The 16,854-nt window shown below is 62.2% G+C and carries 16 protein-coding genes; 10 read left to right on the top strand and 6 right to left on the bottom strand.

All coding sequences use genetic code 11. The features are described 5' to 3' along the window. Positions 1-86: 86 nt before the first annotated feature. Positions 87-704, top strand: coding sequence for a GNAT family N-acetyltransferase (locus tag ACT3UA_RS03880; RefSeq protein ID WP_096286221.1), 618 nt, complete (start codon positions 87-89; stop codon positions 702-704). 10 nt (positions 705-714) lie between these two features. Here the strand turns inward: ACT3UA_RS03880 and ACT3UA_RS03885 are convergent, their stop codons facing one another. Beyond that, entirely contained in the window at positions 715-1,473 is a 759-nt protein-coding gene (locus tag ACT3UA_RS03885) for a FadR/GntR family transcriptional regulator (protein WP_096286223.1), read from the bottom strand. A 188-nt stretch (positions 1,474-1,661) separates the two neighbouring features. On the opposite strand from ACT3UA_RS03885, the gene ACT3UA_RS03890 reads away from it, so the two are divergent. From ACT3UA_RS03890 to ACT3UA_RS03910, 5 genes are read left to right on the top strand one after another with little or no spacing between them, the layout of a single operon-like run. Beyond that, on the top strand, positions 1,662-3,182 hold the full coding sequence (locus tag ACT3UA_RS03890; protein WP_444615607.1) for an ABC transporter substrate-binding protein: 1,521 nt from the start codon (positions 1,662-1,664) through the stop codon (positions 3,180-3,182). A gap of 33 nt (positions 3,183-3,215) precedes the next feature. Next, positions 3,216-4,163, top strand: a complete 948-nt coding sequence (locus ACT3UA_RS03895) for an ABC transporter permease (protein ID WP_096286227.1) — start codon at positions 3,216-3,218, stop codon at positions 4,161-4,163. Beyond that, positions 4,163-5,014: an ABC transporter permease gene (locus ACT3UA_RS03900; RefSeq protein ID WP_096286229.1), complete on the top strand. Its 852-nt coding sequence runs from the start codon at positions 4,163-4,165 to the stop codon at positions 5,012-5,014. Before ACT3UA_RS03895 ends, ACT3UA_RS03900 begins: the two co-directional genes overlap by 1 nt. Continuing rightward, entirely contained in the window at positions 5,014-6,756 is a 1,743-nt protein-coding gene (locus ACT3UA_RS03905) for a dipeptide ABC transporter ATP-binding protein (protein ID WP_096286231.1), read from the top strand. The genes ACT3UA_RS03900 and ACT3UA_RS03905 overlap by 1 nt, the downstream gene beginning before the upstream one ends. A gap of 28 nt (positions 6,757-6,784) precedes the next feature. Beyond that, entirely contained in the window at positions 6,785-8,200 is a 1,416-nt protein-coding gene (locus ACT3UA_RS03910; protein WP_444615609.1) for an amidase, read from the top strand. A 36-nt stretch (positions 8,201-8,236) separates the two neighbouring features. Here ACT3UA_RS03910 and ACT3UA_RS03915 read toward each other — a convergent pair whose 3' ends face one another. From ACT3UA_RS03915 to ACT3UA_RS03925, 3 genes are read right to left on the bottom strand one after another with little or no spacing between them, the layout of a single operon-like run. Beyond that, positions 8,237-9,013 (bottom strand): FadR/GntR family transcriptional regulator, encoded by a 777-nt coding sequence (locus ACT3UA_RS03915; protein ID WP_444615610.1) that lies wholly within the window; start codon positions 9,011-9,013, stop codon positions 8,237-8,239. A 53-nt stretch (positions 9,014-9,066) separates the two neighbouring features. Beyond that, positions 9,067-9,837, bottom strand: a complete 771-nt coding sequence (locus ACT3UA_RS03920) for an SDR family NAD(P)-dependent oxidoreductase (RefSeq protein WP_105552728.1) — start codon at positions 9,835-9,837, stop codon at positions 9,067-9,069. 28 nt (positions 9,838-9,865) lie between these two features. Continuing rightward, entirely contained in the window at positions 9,866-11,314 is a 1,449-nt protein-coding gene (locus ACT3UA_RS03925; RefSeq protein ID WP_444615611.1) for an aldehyde dehydrogenase family protein, read from the bottom strand. A 232-nt stretch (positions 11,315-11,546) separates the two neighbouring features. On the opposite strand from ACT3UA_RS03925, the gene ACT3UA_RS03930 reads away from it, so the two are divergent. From ACT3UA_RS03930 to ACT3UA_RS03940, 3 genes are all read left to right on the top strand, one after another. After that, a complete protein-coding gene (locus tag ACT3UA_RS03930; RefSeq protein ID WP_444615612.1) occupies positions 11,547-12,188 on the top strand; it encodes a GntR family transcriptional regulator in 642 nt (213 codons plus the stop codon). Then, the gene (locus tag ACT3UA_RS03935; protein ID WP_096286243.1) at positions 12,185-13,297 is read left to right on the top strand and encodes a 3-isopropylmalate dehydrogenase; all 1,113 of its coding nucleotides are present in this window, start codon (positions 12,185-12,187) and stop codon (positions 13,295-13,297) included. Before ACT3UA_RS03930 ends, ACT3UA_RS03935 begins: the two co-directional genes overlap by 4 nt. A 154-nt stretch (positions 13,298-13,451) precedes the next feature. Then, positions 13,452-14,285 carry an SGNH/GDSL hydrolase family protein gene (locus ACT3UA_RS03940; protein ID WP_096286245.1) on the top strand — a complete coding sequence of 278 codons (834 nt, stop codon included), beginning with the start codon at positions 13,452-13,454 and terminating at the stop codon, positions 14,283-14,285. Positions 14,286-14,359: 74 nt separating this feature from the next. Here ACT3UA_RS03940 and ACT3UA_RS03945 read toward each other — a convergent pair whose 3' ends face one another. Together ACT3UA_RS03945 and ACT3UA_RS03950 are read right to left on the bottom strand one after the other, a co-directional pair. Then, positions 14,360-14,782, bottom strand: a complete 423-nt coding sequence (locus ACT3UA_RS03945) for a VOC family protein (RefSeq protein ID WP_096286247.1) — start codon at positions 14,780-14,782, stop codon at positions 14,360-14,362. Between the two features lie 209 nt (positions 14,783-14,991). Further along, positions 14,992-15,414: an acyl-CoA thioesterase gene (locus ACT3UA_RS03950; RefSeq protein ID WP_096286249.1), complete on the bottom strand. Its 423-nt coding sequence runs from the start codon at positions 15,412-15,414 to the stop codon at positions 14,992-14,994. Positions 15,415-15,655: 241 nt separating this feature from the next. On the opposite strand from ACT3UA_RS03950, the gene glsA reads away from it, so the two are divergent. Beyond that, positions 15,656-16,684, top strand: coding sequence for a glutaminase A (gene glsA, locus ACT3UA_RS03955; RefSeq protein ID WP_096286251.1), 1,029 nt, complete (start codon positions 15,656-15,658; stop codon positions 16,682-16,684). The last annotated feature ends 170 nt before the right edge of the window (positions 16,685-16,854 follow it).

Consider the following 16,854-nt stretch of genomic DNA (forward strand, 5'->3'; position numbering starts at 1 on the left):
CGAGAGATCCGGAGAAGAAGAGTAGGGAAAACCCGAATGATTCTCTTGGGGTATCGCCAAAGCACCCGGGGGTGCAGGATAGATTCATGGAAGCCAATGCGCAGAGTCCGGCAGCAGGCAAAGCCAACTGGGAAGTGCTGCCGCTGACCGCGGATCGTTTTGCGGATTTCGCCGCAGTGGTCAATCCCGGCGGACGCGAGAAGCATTGCTGGTGCCTTTCGCATCGCCTGGGAGCCAAGGAAATTGAGCTGCTCGGTGCCGGGGACCGGGCAGCGGCGATGCGCGCCCTGAGCGCCGAACCCATTGCCCCGGGAGTGGTGGCTTACCGGGATTCGGTACCGGTGGGCTGGTGCAGTATTTCCCCGCGCTCGCAGATCCCCCGGCTGGAGCGTTCAAAGCTCATTCGCCCGGTGGATGAGCTGAAGGTGTGGAGCATTATCTGCGTGGTGGTCCGCAGCGGTTACCGCCGGCAAGGGGTGAGCACCGAAATGCTAACCGGTGCCCTGCGCTACGCCCAGGCGCTCGGCGCGCCCGCGGTGGAAGCCTACCCGGTGGATCCCGAAGGGCGCATGGATCTGACCATGGCCTTTGTGGGGACGCGGAAAATGTTTGAGCGCGTGGGATTTGAGCTGATCGGGAGCACGGATGCGGTGGCCAGTCGAATGCCGCGGCTGATCATGCGAAAAGACCTCACCGCGCATTGAGCCCCACCTGCTAGGCGGGATTGACCAGCGCCTGCAGGCCGCGCAGGCCCTCTTCATCCAGGCTGTGGTTGAAGTAGGAAGAGATGGCCGTCTTGGCCGCGTTCCCCGCGGCGGCGGGCTCGCCGGCGGCGATGGCCTCGAAGATGGCGCGGTCCAGGGCCACGACCTTTTTCATTTCACGCCGCTCATTGTCCGAATGGCTCATTTGCTCATTCATGACGTTGAGGATGGCTCCCGATACCGCCTCGCCGCAGATCCGCAGCAGCGCGTTGCCGCTGGCCTCCCAGACGGCCGCATGGAAATCCAGATCGGCCCGGTTGAAGGAATCCGATCCGGTTCCCGCTTCCACCTCCATCCGCTCGATGGCGTCGCGCATCGCGGCCAGCTGCTCGGCATTGTGCATGACCGCCGCCAATTGGCAGGCCGAGCTTTCCAGCACGATGCGGAACTGGACCAGTTCGGAAAGCGACAAGGAAGCAATCCGCGCCATATTGGCAAAGGAGCGTCCGAGATTATCCGGGGATACCGGCAGAACTATCGGGCCGCTGCGGCTGCCGGGCCGAGAGGCGATAAGCCCCTGGCTTTGCAATACGCGCAGTGCTTCGCGCACCGTTGGCCGACTCACGGAGAATTGCACCATCAGCTCGCGTTCGCTGGGTAGGTGCTGCCCGGGTTCGATTTCCTTGGAAAGAATCGCCTCTTCGATTTGCTGCACAACTCGCTCGTAGGTCAATGTCGGCACGGCCGGCGTGAAAGTCAGCTTGCTCATGTGGAGCCTTCCTTTGATTGCGAGGATGAGTGCGTTATGGACAAAGCTAGCGCAGCTGCCCCGGCCGCGCGGTCTCCACCAAATATGTCGTTTACTGGTAAGACCAGAAAACTTAGTAGAAATATCAGCATATATGGTGTTGTATGGATCACATCACTCAGTTGTCACTTTGACCCAATGGAGATCTCATGAGCGCGAAAAAGAACTACTGCCGATTGGCTGCGGCCGTCATGGTCGGTTCCCTGGCCCTGACCGCCTGCTCGGCGGGATCCGGCGGAACTTCTTCGGAAGGCTCGGCGGAGAACACCTCGGTCACGGTGGCGCTGACCGGCGAACCGGTCAACCTCGACTTCACCACTACCGCAGGCGCCGCCATCCCGCAGGCCCTGATGTCCAACGTGTATGAAGGCCTGGTCGAGATCGACCAGGCAGGCAAGATCCAGCCGCTGCTCGCCGAATCCTGGGAGCTGAGCAACGGCAACAAGACCTACACCTTCAAGCTTCGCGAGGGCGCAACCTTCTCCAACGGCGAGGCCTTCACCGCCGAAGACGTCAAGTTCAGCATCGAACGCGTCCAATCCGACGCCTGGGTCTCCAGCCTGAAGAAGAAGATGGATATCGTCGACTCGGTGGAGGTCAACAGCGACACCGAGGTCGCCGTCACCCTCAAGCAGCCAAGCAACGCCTGGCTGTTCGATATGGGAACCCTGGTCGGCGCCATCTTCGATCCGAGCGGAGTCGATGACCTGGCGGGGACCGCCATCGGCACCGGCCCCTACGAAATCGACGCATGGAATCGCGGCCAGTCCATCGAGTTCGCGACCCGCGAGGACTACTGGGGCGAAGCTCCTGCAGTGGAGAACGTCTCGCTGCGCTACTTCGCCGATGCGGTGGCCACTACCAACGCGCTGCAGTCCGGAGACGTGGATGTCGTCTACAACATGCAGTCCCCGGAGCTGCTCTCCAGCTTCGAATCCGATGGCAAGTACCAGGTCCTCGAGGGCACCTCAAACGGTGAAATCGTGCTGTCGATGAACAACAACATGGCCCCCTTCGACGACTTGCGGGTGCGCCAGGCGGTGATGCATGCCATCGACCGGCAGGCCGTGGTGGACACCGCCTGGAACGGCTACGGCACGGTGGTCGGCGGCCCGGTCCCGACCACCGACCCGTACTACGAAGATCTCAACGACGTCTACCCCTACGATCCGGCCAAGGCCGAGTCCCTGCTGGCGGAAGCCGGCGCCCAGGACCTGGACATCACCTTCACCGTCCCGACCCGCCCCTATGCCACGGCGGTCTCCGAAATTGTCGTCTCCCAGCTGGCAGACGTGGGAATCAACGCGAAAATCGAATCGGCGGAATTCCCTGCCGTCTGGCTGGACGAGGTCTTCACCAAGCAGGACTACCAGATGTCCGTGGTGCTGGCCGTGGAAAGCCGGGACGTGCTGGCCATGTTCAACAACCCGGACTACTACCTCGGCTATGACAACTCGAAGATCAAGGACCTCGCCGCAGAGGCCGACGCCGCCGATGAAGCCGGCTACGTGGACGGGATGAAGCAGGTGGTGCGCACCATCGTCGACGACGCGGCGGCAAACACTCTGTTCATCTTCCCGAACATCGTCGTTGCCAAGGCGGAGGTCACCGGAATCCCTGCGAACTCCGTGACCGAGGCGCTGGATCTGACCAACCTCGGTTGGAAGTAATCCGCAGCACCGTTTTGGCAGAGAGGAACGCACGTGGGTATCCGATTACTGACTAACCTCGTGAGATTTGCTGTCACCTACGTGATTGCGACTGTCGCGGTGTTCTTCTTCATGCGCGCAATTCCCGGGGACCCGGCGCAGATCGCCTTGGGCGTGAACGCCAGCCCGGAACTGCTGGCCAAGACGCGAGCCGAGTTCGGCACCGACCGTCCGCTGATTGTGCAGTACTTCGACTGGGCGCTCGGGTTGCCGGCGGGGAACTTCGGCACCTCCTACGTCACCCGGCAGGATATCAGCCCGCTGATCATCGACCGGGTCCAGGTGAGCCTGATCCTCGTGGTGCTGGCGATGCTTGTCGCGCTGCTGATCGCCGTGCCTTTTGGCACCTATGCAGCGGTCAAGCACCGCAACCCCAGCGGCATCATCATCAGCGGGGTCAGCCAGCTTGGCGTCGCGATTCCCAACTTCCTTGCGGGCATCTTGCTGGTGGTCGTCTTCGCCGTCGGGCTCGGCTGGCTGCCGGCCAACGGCTGGACGCCGCCGGGCGAGGACTTCGGCGATTTCCTGGCCCGCGTGCTCCTGCCCGTGCTCGCCCTGGCCTCGGTGCAGGGCGCGATCCTGACCCGCTACGTCCGCTCGGCGGTGATGGAGGTGATGAGCGAAGACTACCTGCGCACCGCACGGTCCAAGGGGCTGGGCAAGCTCGAATCACTGGTCAAGCATGGCTTGCGCAATGCCTCCATCCCGGTGCTGACGGTGACCAGCGTGCAGCTGGCCGCGCTGATCATCGGCGCCGTGGTGATCGAACGGGTCTTTGTCATCCCCGGATTGGGATCGATGCTGCTGGACGCGGTAGGCAACCGCGACCTGCTCACGGTCCAGTCGGTGGTGATGGTGCTGGTGGCCATCACGCTGATCATCAACCTGGTGGTGGACGTGCTCTATACGATCCTGGATCCCCGCATTCGAAAGGGAGCGTAATGGCTGCCGAACAAGTATTAGTGGAGAAAACCCGCCGCAAGCTTTCGCTCACGCTCATCGTGGGCGGATCATTGGTGGCAGTTGTGGTGCTCGCCGCCCTCGTCTCATTCTTCTGGACCCCCTACAACCCGGTCCAGGCATTTCCCGCGGACCGCTTGCAAGGTTCCAGCGCCGCGCATCTAATGGGCACCGACCGCTACGGCCGGGATGTGTTCTCCGGGGTGCTCTACGGGGCGCGCATCACCTTGCTGGTCGGGCTGGTGGCCGTTGGCATCGCGCTGGTCATCGGCACGCCGCTGGGGATCCTCGCCGGCATGCGCGGCGGGATCACCGAAGAGGTGACCATGCGCGGCGCGGATATCCTGCTGGCCTTCCCCGCCCTGCTGGTGGCCATCATGTTCGGCGCGGTCTTCGGCGCCAGCACGCTCACCGCGATGCTCGCCATCGGCATCGGCTCGATCCCCGGGTTCGCCCGCGTGGCCCGCAGCGGAACCCTGCAGGTGATGAGCACCGAATACATCATGGCCGCCAAGGCCGCCAGCCAGAGCGGCTGGAGAATTGCCCGACGCCACGTGATGCCCAATATCGTGGGCATGGTGGTGGTGCAGTGCTCGGTTTCCTTCGCCATCGCGGTGCTGGCCGAGGCGGCCTTGTCATTCCTCGGCTTGGGCACCCCGCCACCGGTGCCCTCCTGGGGGCGCATGCTGCAAGAATCCCAGCAGTTCCTAGGCACCTTCCCGATGCTGGCCGTCTGGCCCGGTGCCGCGATCGCCGTCGCGGTGCTCGGCTTCACCCTGCTCGGCGACGGGCTACGCGACCGCTTTGACCCGAAACTGAACGGAGAGCGCTGATGATGGCGAAGCATGCAGAGGCCGCCAAATTGCTGGAGGTCAAAAACCTGTCCATCGGCACCAAGACGCGCACCCTGGTCAGCGACTTCAACCTGAGCATGGCGCCCGGAGACCGGGTGGGCCTGATCGGGGAGTCCGGCTCGGGCAAGTCCATAACCACCTCGGCGCTGATGGGATTGCTCCCCGAAGGGGTCACCGCGCAAGGCTCAATTCACCTCGCGGGCTACGCGGGAAACCTCCTCGAGGCCAGCGACCGGGAATTGCAGAAGATCCGCGGCAAAGACATGGCCATGGTCTTCCAGGAGCCATTGACCGCGTTGAATCCGCTGATGAAGGTAGGCCCGCAGGTCGCCGAGATCATGAGCAGCCATAGGACCGTGCCTTCAAAGGCCGCGGCCCGCGCGCGGGCGGTGCAGATGCTGGAATCGGTGAAGCTCCCGGACCCGGAACGTGCGGCGCGCTCCTATCCGCATCAGCTCTCCGGCGGCCAGCGCCAGCGCGCCATGCTGGCGATGGCGCTGGCCAACAACCCGGGCCTGCTGCTCTGCGACGAACCGACCACCGCCTTGGACGTCACCGTGCAACGCCAAGTGCTTGACCTGATCCTGGAATCGGTGACCGAGCGCGGCACCGGGCTGCTGTTCATCACCCACGACCTGTCGGTGGTGGCCAACGTCTGCGACCGGGTCCTGGTCATGAACGACGGACGGGTGGTGGAGGAAGGAAGCACCGAAGAGGTCTTCAGCAATCCGCAGCACCCCTACACCCGGGGACTTCTTGCCGCCTCCGATCTGGACGCCACCGACGCCCAGGGGCGTCTGTACACCGTGGCCTCGGCCGCCGCCTATGTGCCGCCGAACGTGCGGGAGGAGCCGGCCCCGGCGGAAGCTGCCCAAGTAGCGCCAGAGCCTGCCGCCCAGGAGAAGCCTGCCGAAAAACCGGTGATCAGCGTTAAGGACCTGCATCGGATCTACCCGGTGAGCCGTTCCACCCTCTTCGGCAAGCCCTCCGAGGTCCACGCCCTGCGCGGAGTGTCCTTCGAGGTGGCCGCCGGCCAGCGCTTCGGGGTAGTGGGCGAATCTGGATCGGGCAAGTCGACGCTGCTTCGCATTCTGGCGGGCCTTGACCAGCCTTCCTCCGGTAGCGTGCAGGTCGCGGGAAACCAGGTCTCCGGTGCGAAAGAACGCGATCTGCTGCAATTGCGCCAGCAGCTGCAGATCGTTTTCCAGGACCCCATGGGATCCCTGGATCCGCGGATGCGGGTCCGCGACATCATCGCCGAGCCGCTGCTCGCCCCGGGGCAAAAGGTGGACAGCGCCAAGCTGCGCAAACAGGTGGCCGAAATGCTCGGAGCCGTGGGGCTGCCGGCCGACGCGGCCGAACGCTTCCCGCACCAATTCTCCGGCGGGCAGCGCCAGCGCATTTCGATTGCCCGCGCGCTGATCTGCGAACCGCGGGTGCTCGTGGCCGACGAACCGGTCAGCGCCCTTGACGTCTCGGTTCGGGCGCAGGTGCTGAACCTGCTCTCCGACCTGGTGGATGACTACCAGCTCACCCTGGTCTTCGTCTCCCACGATTTGGGGGTGGTGCGTTATATCTGCGACAACGTGGTGGTGATGAACGAGGGGCAGATTGTCGAAAGCGGCACTACCGAGCAGATCTACGACAACCCGCAGCATGACTACACCCGGACATTGGTGAACTCCTCGATGTCCCTCCAAAACGAGCTGGCACTGCGCTAGAAGCGCTTGTGCTTTTTGAAAGGTCCAGATGTCTCAGCTATCGAACCGCACCACAGCGCTGCACCAGCTCTCCGCCCGCGAGCTCGGCCAGGGGTATGCGGCCAAGGAGTTCTCCCCGGTCGACGTCGCCCAGGCGGTGATCACCCGGATCCAAGAACGCGAACCGGTGCTGAATGCCATGTATCAGTTCGATCCGGAAGACATTCGCTCCCAGGCCCGGTTGAGTGAAAAACGCTGGGCAACCGGGCGGCAACGCGGTGCCCTGGATGGGGTGCCGGCCACGGTGAAGGAGAACGTGGCCCGCGCGGGAATTCCCATGCCTTCGGGGACCGCACTGGCCAACCCGAAGGTTCCGCGCGCCAACGCGCCGATCACCGACCGAATACTGGAAGCCGGATCGGTGATCCTCGGATCCACCACAATGCCGGATTGGGGCATGCTCTCCTCGGGAGTCTCCAGCCTGCACGGCATTTCGCGCAGCGCCTGGAATCCGGCCTGGACCACCGGCGGCTCCAGCGCCGGGGCCGGGTCGGCGGCCGCGGCCGGGTACGGTCCGCTCCATGTGGGAACGGATATTGGCGGCTCGATTCGGCTGCCCGGCGGCTGGCAGGGGCTAGCCACGCTCAAGCCGAGCGCCGGACTGATTCCGCTGGATGCCCCGTACATCGGACGGGCCGCGGGACCTATGGCGCGCACGGTGGATGACCTCGCGGCGTTCATGGCCATTCTCGGCCGGCCGGATATCCGCGATTATTCCGCGCGGCCCTATGCGCCCATGGACTTCGAAACCGCGCGGGATAACGTGCGGGGGTTGAAGGTCGGGCTGCATACCGAGGCGAACGCGGGAGCCGAGGTCGATCCCGAGGTTCTTGCGGCCGTGCAAGCGGTCGCGGAGACCTTTGCGGAAGCCGGGGCCAACGTGCAGCGGCTGGATCCGTTTATCGATCAGGGAATGCTGGACCGGCTGGACAGGTTCTGGCGCACCCGCTCCTGGGCCGACTACCGCGAGCTTTCCGAAGCAGAGCAGGGGAAGGTCCTGGACTACATCGTGCGCTGGTGCGCCGGCGGCTCCGGATTTGATGGTGCGGACACCATCCGGAACTTCGGCGCGATCGACCAGATGCAACGGGCCACGATCGCCGCGACCGCAGGTTTCGATCTGGTGATCTCCCCGGTCTCGCCGATGGCCGCCTTCCCCGCCGAGCAGCCGATGCCGGTGGTGGACCCGGATGCGACCATGAGCCACATCGCCTTCACCGTTCCGTACAACATGTCGGGCCAACCTGCTGCCACGGTCAATTGCGGGTTCACCGCCAACGGGCGGCCCATTGGGGTGCAGCTCTCCGCCCGGGTCGGCGCCGATGCCGACCTGCTGCGCGCGGCACGCTGGTATGAGGCGCATCGCCCGGCGCAGGCAACACCGAATTGGCTGGCCCTGGACTAGGCCCACCGGGCACGGTCGAGCCTGCCCTTCGGGGGATCAGGGCTCGGCCGGGCTGCCGAAGGAGGCCAAGGCGGCCAATGCTTCGCGCTCCTCGGCGCCCAGCAGATGCCCGTAGTATTCGAATAGGCTGCTGCGCGCCAGATGCTCCGCCAGATGGGCGTCCTGTTGCTCGATGGCCGCAAACACCTCGGCGTGATGATCGATGGTGCGCAGCATCAGTGCATGGTCATCCGAGCTTTGCTCGATGCGCGAGGCGATGAGCTGTTCAATTGATTGGCGCACGGCTTCGCCGGAGATCTGCAACAAGGCATGGCCACTGGCCTTGGCGACCACATCATGGAAATCGAGGTCAGCTTCGCTGAAGGCCATTTGGCCCTGCAGGCGCGCGGCCCGCATGCGCGCCATCGCCTTTTCCAGCTGCAAGAGATCGGCATCCGTGCGCCTCGTCGCGGCGAGCGAGTTCGCCGAGGACTCCAGGGTCATGCGGTAGATGAGCAGATCGGCAAGGCTGGAGGCGGAAGTATGGGTGAGCCGGGTGATCATTTTGCGCAGCGGCGTGGCCGTAGGGGAAAGCACCACCGCTCCGCGCGGATCACCCGGGCGGGAGGCGATCATGCCGCTGCTTTCAAGCACCCGCATCGCTTCGCGCACCGAGGACCGGCTGACCTGGAAACGGGTCACCAGTTCGCGCTCGCCGGGCAGGTGGTCGCCGATTTTCAGCTCCCCGGCGAGCACCTGATTCTCGATATGGCTGACAATCGCCTCGAAGGCGCGGGTCTTCGCCGCGGCCGGAGTTTCGGGTGTCTGCGGCATCTTAAGATCCTTTCCCTCAGGGTTCTCGCTGCACGCCGCAGCTGGTGTGCAGGCTAATTTGGCGGGGTGAAGCGTCCGTCGATTGCGGTCCAGCCGCCGTCGACCGTCAGCACCGAGCCGGTGACAAAACTTGAGGCCGCCGAGGCCAGGTATACGATGGCCCCGGCCATTTCTTCGGGTTTGGCCCAGCGTCCCAGTGCGCTCTTCTCGGAATAGGCGTTGTACCACTGTTCGTTCGCCTTGATCTGGCTGGTCAGTGGGGTCTCCACAACGCCGGGGGCAATGACGTTAACGCGGACTGACTGGCCGCCGAACTCGGCCGCGGCGGTGCGCACCAGCTGGACCAGCGCCGCCTTGGTGGCCGCGTAGACGCTCTGCCCGGGCTCGACGACAGTGGCGCGGATGGAGGCGATGCCGATAATCGACCCGCCGCCGTTGGCCGCCATCCGCGGGGCGAAGGCCTGGAGCAGTGCGAAGGAGGCGCGAAGGTTCAGATTCACCACGCGATCAAATTCCTCCATTGAGTAGTCCACGATGCGCTTGCGAACGTTGGTGGCCGCGGTGAAAACCAGCGCGCTGATGTCGCTGTATTCGGCGGCTGCCGCCCGTACTGCCTGGAAATCCAGGACATCGAGTTCCAGCACGGAAGCGTTCGCGCCGAGTTCGCCGGCGGTGACCTGGACCGCTGCCAGGTCGCGATCGGCGCAGATGACCGCGGCGCCATGAGCGCCGAGGGCCAGCGCGGCCTCGCGGCCAATGCCGCTGCCTGCGCCAATCACCAGGACGCGGCGGCCGGAGAACTGAAACAACTGCGTGTAATCCATCGATGAATCTTTCTCTGAGGACTGCTAGTTACGGCCTGATAATGGCCATGCGGGTGACGGTGAATTCCTCCATGGCGAAGCGCGGACCCTCGCGGCCAATGCCGGAATCCTTGACCCCGCCATAGGGCATGATGTCTGAACGGAAGCCAGGAATTTCATTGACCACCACTCCGCCGACTTCCAGCTCCTCGATTGCCCGGAACGCGGTCTTCAGGCTGGTGCTGTAGATCGCCGCCTGCAGGCCATAGCGCGAGTCATTGACCAGTTCGAAGGCGGTGTCCAGATCCGGGACAGTGCGCAGGCAGATCACCGGCCCGAAAATTTCCTCGCACCACAGCTGCGCATCGGTGGGCACGCCGCTGAGCACCGTGGGCAGGATGGCCCCGTCGCGCACCTCGCCGCCGCTAAGCACCTGCGCGCCGCGTTCGACGGCGGCGTTGATCCAATCCATGATGCGTTCGGTGGAGGCTTCGTTGATCACCGGCGCCACCCGGGTGTCGGCCGAGCGGGGGTCGCCCACGATGACCTCACAGATGCGGGCGAGCAGCTGCCGTTCAAACTCCTTGGCGATTTTCTGATCGAGGAGCACGCGCTGCACCGAGATGCAGGCCTGCCCATTGGCGTAAAAGCCACCGCGAAGCACCGCGTCCACCGCGTCCGGGATCACCGCGTCTTCGGCCACAATGAAGCCGGTGTTGGAGCCCAGTTCGAGCACCGCCTTGCGTGGTGCCGCGTTTTTGGCGATCTGGTGGCCCACCGCGGCCGAGCCGGTGAAAGAAACGACGGCCGAGCGCGGGTCGCCGACGAGTATCTCCCCGACCTCGATCCCGCCGGTGACCAGCTGCACCGCCGCGGCACTGACCCGATGCTCGGCAAGCGCCTGGCGGATCAGGTGGACCGCCCACAAAGTGGCCAAAGGGGTGTTGGGGGCGGGCTTGAGAATGATGGGGCAGCCGGCCGCGAGGGCCGGGGCCAGTTTGTGGCTTGCCAGCAGCAGCGGGTAGTTGAAGCCGGCGATGCCGATGACAATTCCTGCCGGCTTACGGGTCCAATAGCCAATCATTCCCGCACCGGATGGCTGAAGATCTAGGGGAACCGTTTCGCCATGGGCGTGGGCGACCTCTTCGGCCGCCGCGGCCCAGGTAGTCAGCGTTCTTGCGACCTCAACGCGGCAATCGACCAGCGGCTTGCCGGTTTCCAGTACCAGCAGGTTTTCCAGCTCTTCGCGATGGGCGGCAAGTTTCTCGTGGACCGCAAGCAGAATCGCCCGTCGGCTTCCGGTGCTCAGCCGCGCGACTTCCTTGGCGACTGCTTGCGCCGCATCGAGTGCTTGGCTCGCATGCTCGGCGGTGCCCACAGGTGCCTGGGCAACGAGCGATGAATCGTAAGGGAAGACGACTGGTGCGGAGCTTTCGCACGGAACCCACGCATCACCAATGGGCAAGCCATCCGGGAAGGCCTTTGAATAAGTGGACACCGTTCCTGCTTTCGCGTCGTCGATTATCAGAAGCTCTACTGGTCTGACCAGTAGATGACCAAAGCTAATCAGTGATCTACCTCGCAGTCAATGGATTTTTCCTAAAAGGCACCAAATATTGCGAAAACTGCTGAATTCATTGACATGTGGTGGTGCACCGGGAACAGTGATTCTCACCAAATAACTTCTGGATACCAAAAATTGCGGGCGACCGCCGGAGTGCGAGGCGGTGATGATGACGTCCGAATGGCGGAGCAATGTCTCTCTGGCCCGGGAAACCGCGGGAGTAATCAGCGAACGCGTATTCTCCGGACGCTACCTCCCCGGACAGGTTCTTGCGCAGAGCAAACTGTCCCAGGAGCTCGGCTTGAGCCGTACCCCACTGCGGGAAGCATTAAGTCTGCTTGAGCGCGAGGGAATCATCTACATCGACGCTGCCGGGCGCGCAATGGTGCGGATGATGGCCGGAAGCCAACTCCGCGAGGCGCTGGTCTTTCGCGAAGCGCTCGAGTCGGCGGCGTGCAAATTGCTGTGCGGCCAGCTGCCCGAAACGGCGCTGAATGAACTTCAGCGGCTGATTCAACAAGCCCGCACCGGTGATCAACGCTCGATGTCCAGATTCCATCTGGTGCTTCTCGATGCTTCGAACAACAGCTACCTGCAAAGCTTTTCAGGCTTGGTGCGGATGACCGAAGAGGTTATCCTGCCCGGCCACGGACGGCGTGGGCAGGCACTTCAAAATTCGCTAATCGACTTAACGGAGCTTGTCCTCGCTCTACGCGAGGGTGCTAGCGGCAAGGCTCTGCAGCATCTCTCCGAGTACTTCGATAAACAACTAGCTCTCCTGGACAATCCTGAAAGGCATTCCTTATGAAAACCTACAATATTGCAGCGATTCCCGGTGATGGCATCGGTCCCGAGGTCATGGACGGGTCGTTGAAGGTATTGGCGGCGGCTCAGCAGGCGTTTGGGTTTGCGCTAGAGCTGACCAAATATGAGGCGGGGGCACAGCATTACCTGCAGACCGGAGAATTGTGGGGCCCTGAACTTGCCGAACAACTTCGCGGTCACGAGGCAATTCTTTTCGGCGCCATGGGTGACCCCGCGGTGGAACCCGGGATCCTTGAGCGCGGCTTCATCTTGGCTATGCGCCAGGAATTCGAGCAAGCTGTGAACCTGCGTCCGGTCAAGCTCTATCCGGGTGTGGCAACGCCCATTGCGGGGCTGACTCCCGAACGCTGCGATCTGGTGATCGTCCGGGAGAACACCGAGGGCGCCTACGTAGGCCAGGGGTCCACCATTCATGCAAACACCGAGCACACCGTGGCAGTGCAAGAATCGGTCAATACCCGTGCAGGCATCACCCGAGTCGTCGAATACTCATTCAAACTAGCCGCCAGCCGGCGCGGAAAACTCACCCTGTGCCACAAGAAAAATATCCTGATCGAAGCCGGCAAGCTGTGGCAGGAAGTGGTCACTCAGGTCGGTGCACGCTACCCGCAGGTCGAAGTGGACTATGTGCATGTAGACGCAATGTGCTTCCACCTGCCGGTATCCCCGGAACGATTCGACGTGGTGGTCACGGATAACCTGTTCGGCGATATCATTACCGACTTGGGCGCGGTGATCCAGGGCGGACTCGGTGTGGCAGCCAGCGCGAATCTCAACCTCGACGGATCCGCCCCAAGCATGTTCGAAGCCATCCACGGTTCGGCCCCGGACATCGCTGGCAAGGGGTGGGCTAATCCCGTCGGCGCAATTTTATCCGCCGCTATGCTGTTGGCCCATCTGGGCGAAACTCAAGCGGCACTGGCCATCGAATCCGCCGCGGTGCGCGTGCTCGGACAGCTCCCGGTGCTCGCCGGCCCGGATATGGGAATGGATACCACAGGGATCGCCGAGGCGATTGCGCTTCAGGTATCGCAGGACTTCGAGCAGGTGGGCGGCCAGTCGGTGATGAAATGTTTGGCCGAGGTGCGCTGAACGAGCTGTGCGGACCCGCGCTGTTCACCCGCCCGGAACGGGCCTGCTTGGCGATTCCCGCGCACCAAGGTGAGCCCGAACGACATGTGGCGGTAAGGATTCGTTTGCCGCTAAGTCATTGGCTGGTCAATTGCCGAGAGTAGCGTAGCCAGTCATGAGTCGGCTATTTGTAGCAATCGGGGATTCGTTCACCGAGGGTGTGGGGGACTGGGAACCTCGCCTGCCCAACGGTGTGCGTGGCTGGGCGGATCGCGTGGCCAAGCAGCTCTCCAAAGAAGATCCCGGGTGGCGCTACGCCAATCTTGCTATCCGCAGCCGCCGGCTGGACCGGATCATCGAAGAGCAGATCGAACCTGCCCTTGCCATGAACCCGGATGTCATCAGCTTCTATGCCGGTGGAAACGACATTCTGGAGTTCCGCAAGGACCTGGATGTGGTGTTGGCAAATTACACGGCCGCGGTCGAGCGGCTGGCAACCTCTGGCGCCCAAATTTTGCTTTTTACCGGCTTCGATATCCCGGTGCACCCGATGCTTGCTCCGTTTAAGCGGCGTAACTGGAAATTCAACGATCGTGTCCGGGAACTAGCACGTCAGCACGGGGATATGGTCACGTTGGTGGACTACTGGGAATGGGAGGTCTACAGCGATCGGCGCATGTGGGACGTCGACAAGCTGCATATGAACCGGGCCGGGCATCGTTACATGGCCATCAGGGTGCTAGAGATCCTAGGGGCCAATCACCAGCTTGCATTCGAAGACTTCGGCGATATCGAGCGGGTATCTCCGGTGCAGGCGGTGCGCCGCGACGTGGAGTGGCTGCGCCAGTGGGTCCTGCCAATGTTCGGTCGCAGGCTTCGTGGGGTGACCTTGGGTGATGAGCTCGAACCGAGATGGCAGCAACCGATCCGTCCGGCGGACGGCATGAAGAAGCAATACCGCAAGGAGCTGCAGAAAAGGACCAGGCAGCACTCCAGGATGCCGGATTAGCGAGATAAGCAAGCAGGGATCCCGTCGAGGCCCTCACGGACCAGCGACAGAACCCCGTCTAGCTGATTGTTGAACTAGCCGCCAGGGTTCTCCATGGCTTCTGGGCTCATCCATGCGATTTCCCAGACGTGTCCGTCGGGGTCCTTCACGGCTGCTTGGTACATTCCCGGGAACGGTTCGTCTGCCGCGCGGTAGATGCTCCCGCCGCCGGTCTGGGCATTGGCTACGAACTCGTCCACGCCCTCCCTGGTCTCAGCCGAGATGGCGTTGAGCGTCTCGCGGTGCGGTGCGCCCAGTGCGGGCACGTCTCCATCGACGAGGAAGCTGGCAAAGAATTCCTGGACCAGCACCATCACGGTGATGTTCTCGCTGATCATCCAGGAGGAAGCGTTCTCGTCAGAGAAGACCGGGTTTTTCTCGAACCCCAACGAAGCGTAGAAAGTGTCCGCTTTGGCTAGGTCAGCGGTGGGTAAATTGACGAAGATCATCCGGCTCATACTCAATACCTCGTTCGGTTGGGGGGAAGGCGCTTAATGCGCCCGGCATTTACTTTGCCCTACCAGGCCACGCGGAACAAGAGCCAAAGTATGCAAATTTTCGGGACGCAATTAGAGCCTTGATGCGAAACGGCCCCGATCCTCGTCACGAGGATCGGGGCCGTTTCCACACCGTCAACCGGGTAATGGCTGAAGGCATCCGCCGGAAGCTAGACAAGTGCCTTGGTGATTTCCAGGGGAATGCGGTCGCGGGTGTAGGTGATGTGGTCATAACCGTGTGGCTCTGGTTTGCCGTCTTCACCGATGTTCACGAACACAATCTTCTCGATGGTCAGGATGGATTCCTGCGTGAAGATGTTGCGCACCTCAGCACGCAGGGTGACCGAGGTGCGACCGAAGTCGATAGCAGTCAGGCCCATCTCGATGAGGTCGCCCTCCTTGGCGGAAGCGATGAAGTTGATCTCGGACATGAATTTGGTGACCACGTGCTTGTTGCCAAGTTGGATGATCGAGTAGATTGCCGCCTCTTCGTCGATCCAACGCAGCAAGCTTCCGCCGAACAGCGTGCCGTTTGCATTGAGGTCTTCGGGGCGAACCCATTTGCGCGTATGAAAAGTAATACCTTTAGCCATACTGAAAATGCTAGGTCAGAACGGGAGTTAACGCTGTAAGGCCGTGCACATTGTCACCGAAAACACACTTTGTTCCACGGTCAAAGCATCTGCAGCCCCACCGCGGAATCGATCAGCTGGGACCCTCGGTGCTGCGCAGCCAGTCGCACTCCGAATTGAAAGATGCCAACTGAGGTCGCTGTTGGTAGTCTCAAAACACGTAGTAGGAAACTAATGGCGCCATAGGCAAAGGCAGGTGAAGATGAACTATCCTTCGGAAGGGAATAATGAAACTATTCCTACCGACTTTGATGATGTCGAACAGCAGGTATCCACTGGTGACTTGGAGCATCAGCGCATCGACGAGCTCCTCAAAGAGGCCCATGAGCGCTATGCCGACGCAGATGACGGTCTGCTGGCCCACTACATCCCAGTTCTCGGCCAAGCCGATCCGAACCTGTTCGGCATTGCCATGTCCCACGTTCGCGGATCGGTGCATGAAGTTGGCGACTGCCGGCATCTCTTCTCCATCCAGTCAATTTCCAAGATGTTCGTCTACGCGCTGGTAGTGCAAGAGCATGGGCGCGAAGTCGTCCGCGAACGCATCGGAGTGAACAACACCGGAATGTCGTTCAACTCGGTGATGGCCGTTGAACTGAACAATGGACACCCGATGAACCCCATGGTGAACGCCGGAGCCATCGCCACCACGGAAATGATTCCCGGCAAGACCGCAGCTAAAAAGTGGGAGAACGTCAGAGAAGGGCTTTCGGCCTTCGCCGGCCGCGCGCTGTCCCTGGACGACGAGGTCTACCACTCCGAGTCGCTGGCCAACGAACGAAACAAGGCTTTGGGCCGTTTGCTCAAGAGCTACGGGCGGCTCGAGGGGGATCCCTTGGATGCCGTGGATACCTATACCAAGCAGTGCTCGCTGAATGTCACCGCCTATGATCTTGCCGTCATGGGAGCGACCCTCGCCGACGGTGGGGTTAACCCGGTGACCGGAAAACAGGTGGTGGATGCCGATGTCTGCCGTGACACCTTGGCCGCGGTGGCGTCCAATGGCCTCTACGAACGTTCGGGCGAATGGCTCTTTGAAATCGGCATACCGGCCAAATCCGGAGTTTCCGGAGGCATCGTGGCTGTAGCGCCCGGCAAAGGCGCCATCGGCGCATTTTCGCCGCCCTTGGATATGGCTGGCAACTCGGTTCGAGCGCAGCTGGCCATTGGACAGCTTTCGCGCGCCATGGGCTTGAACCTCTTTGCTTCTGCGCCGAATCTGGAACGCTGACTTTAATTATTCAACGCGATGGTAGCTCTATGTGGAGTTGTCTACTCGTCTAATAATTTTTAGACGATCGGTTCAAGACAGCCAGGCAATAGTCGGCGAATGGAGCTTGACGATAAAAGTTGCTATTTCGATATCCGCTAAATGCGCTACTCAGCACCGAATAAAACGAA

The sequence above is a fragment of the Glutamicibacter sp. 363 genome, assembly GCF_052379505.1.
Classification (GTDB): Bacteria; Actinomycetota; Actinomycetes; order Actinomycetales; family Micrococcaceae; genus Glutamicibacter.

Coding starts and splice junctions, on each gene's coding strand:
- ACT3UA_RS03880 (WP_096286221.1), top strand. CDS start 87: ATGGAAGCCAATGCGCAGAGTCCGGCAGCAGGCAAAGCCAACTGGGAA.
- ACT3UA_RS03885 (WP_096286223.1), bottom strand. CDS start 1,473: ATGAGCAAGCTGACTTTCACGCCGGCCGTGCCGACATTGACCTACGAG.
- ACT3UA_RS03890 (WP_444615607.1), top strand. CDS start 1,662: ATGAGCGCGAAAAAGAACTACTGCCGATTGGCTGCGGCCGTCATGGTC.
- ACT3UA_RS03900 (WP_096286229.1), top strand. CDS start 4,163: ATGGCTGCCGAACAAGTATTAGTGGAGAAAACCCGCCGCAAGCTTTCG.
- ACT3UA_RS03905 (WP_096286231.1), top strand. CDS start 5,014: ATGATGGCGAAGCATGCAGAGGCCGCCAAATTGCTGGAGGTCAAAAAC.
- ACT3UA_RS03910 (WP_444615609.1), top strand. CDS start 6,785: ATGTCTCAGCTATCGAACCGCACCACAGCGCTGCACCAGCTCTCCGCC.
- ACT3UA_RS03915 (WP_444615610.1), bottom strand. CDS start 9,013: ATGCCGCAGACACCCGAAACTCCGGCCGCGGCGAAGACCCGCGCCTTC.
- ACT3UA_RS03920 (WP_105552728.1), bottom strand. CDS start 9,837: ATGGATTACACGCAGTTGTTTCAGTTCTCCGGCCGCCGCGTCCTGGTG.
- ACT3UA_RS03930 (WP_444615612.1), top strand. CDS start 11,547: ATGATGACGTCCGAATGGCGGAGCAATGTCTCTCTGGCCCGGGAAACC.
- ACT3UA_RS03935 (WP_096286243.1), top strand. CDS start 12,185: ATGAAAACCTACAATATTGCAGCGATTCCCGGTGATGGCATCGGTCCC.
- ACT3UA_RS03940 (WP_096286245.1), top strand. CDS start 13,452: ATGAGTCGGCTATTTGTAGCAATCGGGGATTCGTTCACCGAGGGTGTG.
- ACT3UA_RS03945 (WP_096286247.1), bottom strand. CDS start 14,782: ATGAGCCGGATGATCTTCGTCAATTTACCCACCGCTGACCTAGCCAAA.
- ACT3UA_RS03950 (WP_096286249.1), bottom strand. CDS start 15,414: ATGGCTAAAGGTATTACTTTTCATACGCGCAAATGGGTTCGCCCCGAA.
- glsA (WP_096286251.1), top strand. CDS start 15,656: ATGAACTATCCTTCGGAAGGGAATAATGAAACTATTCCTACCGACTTT.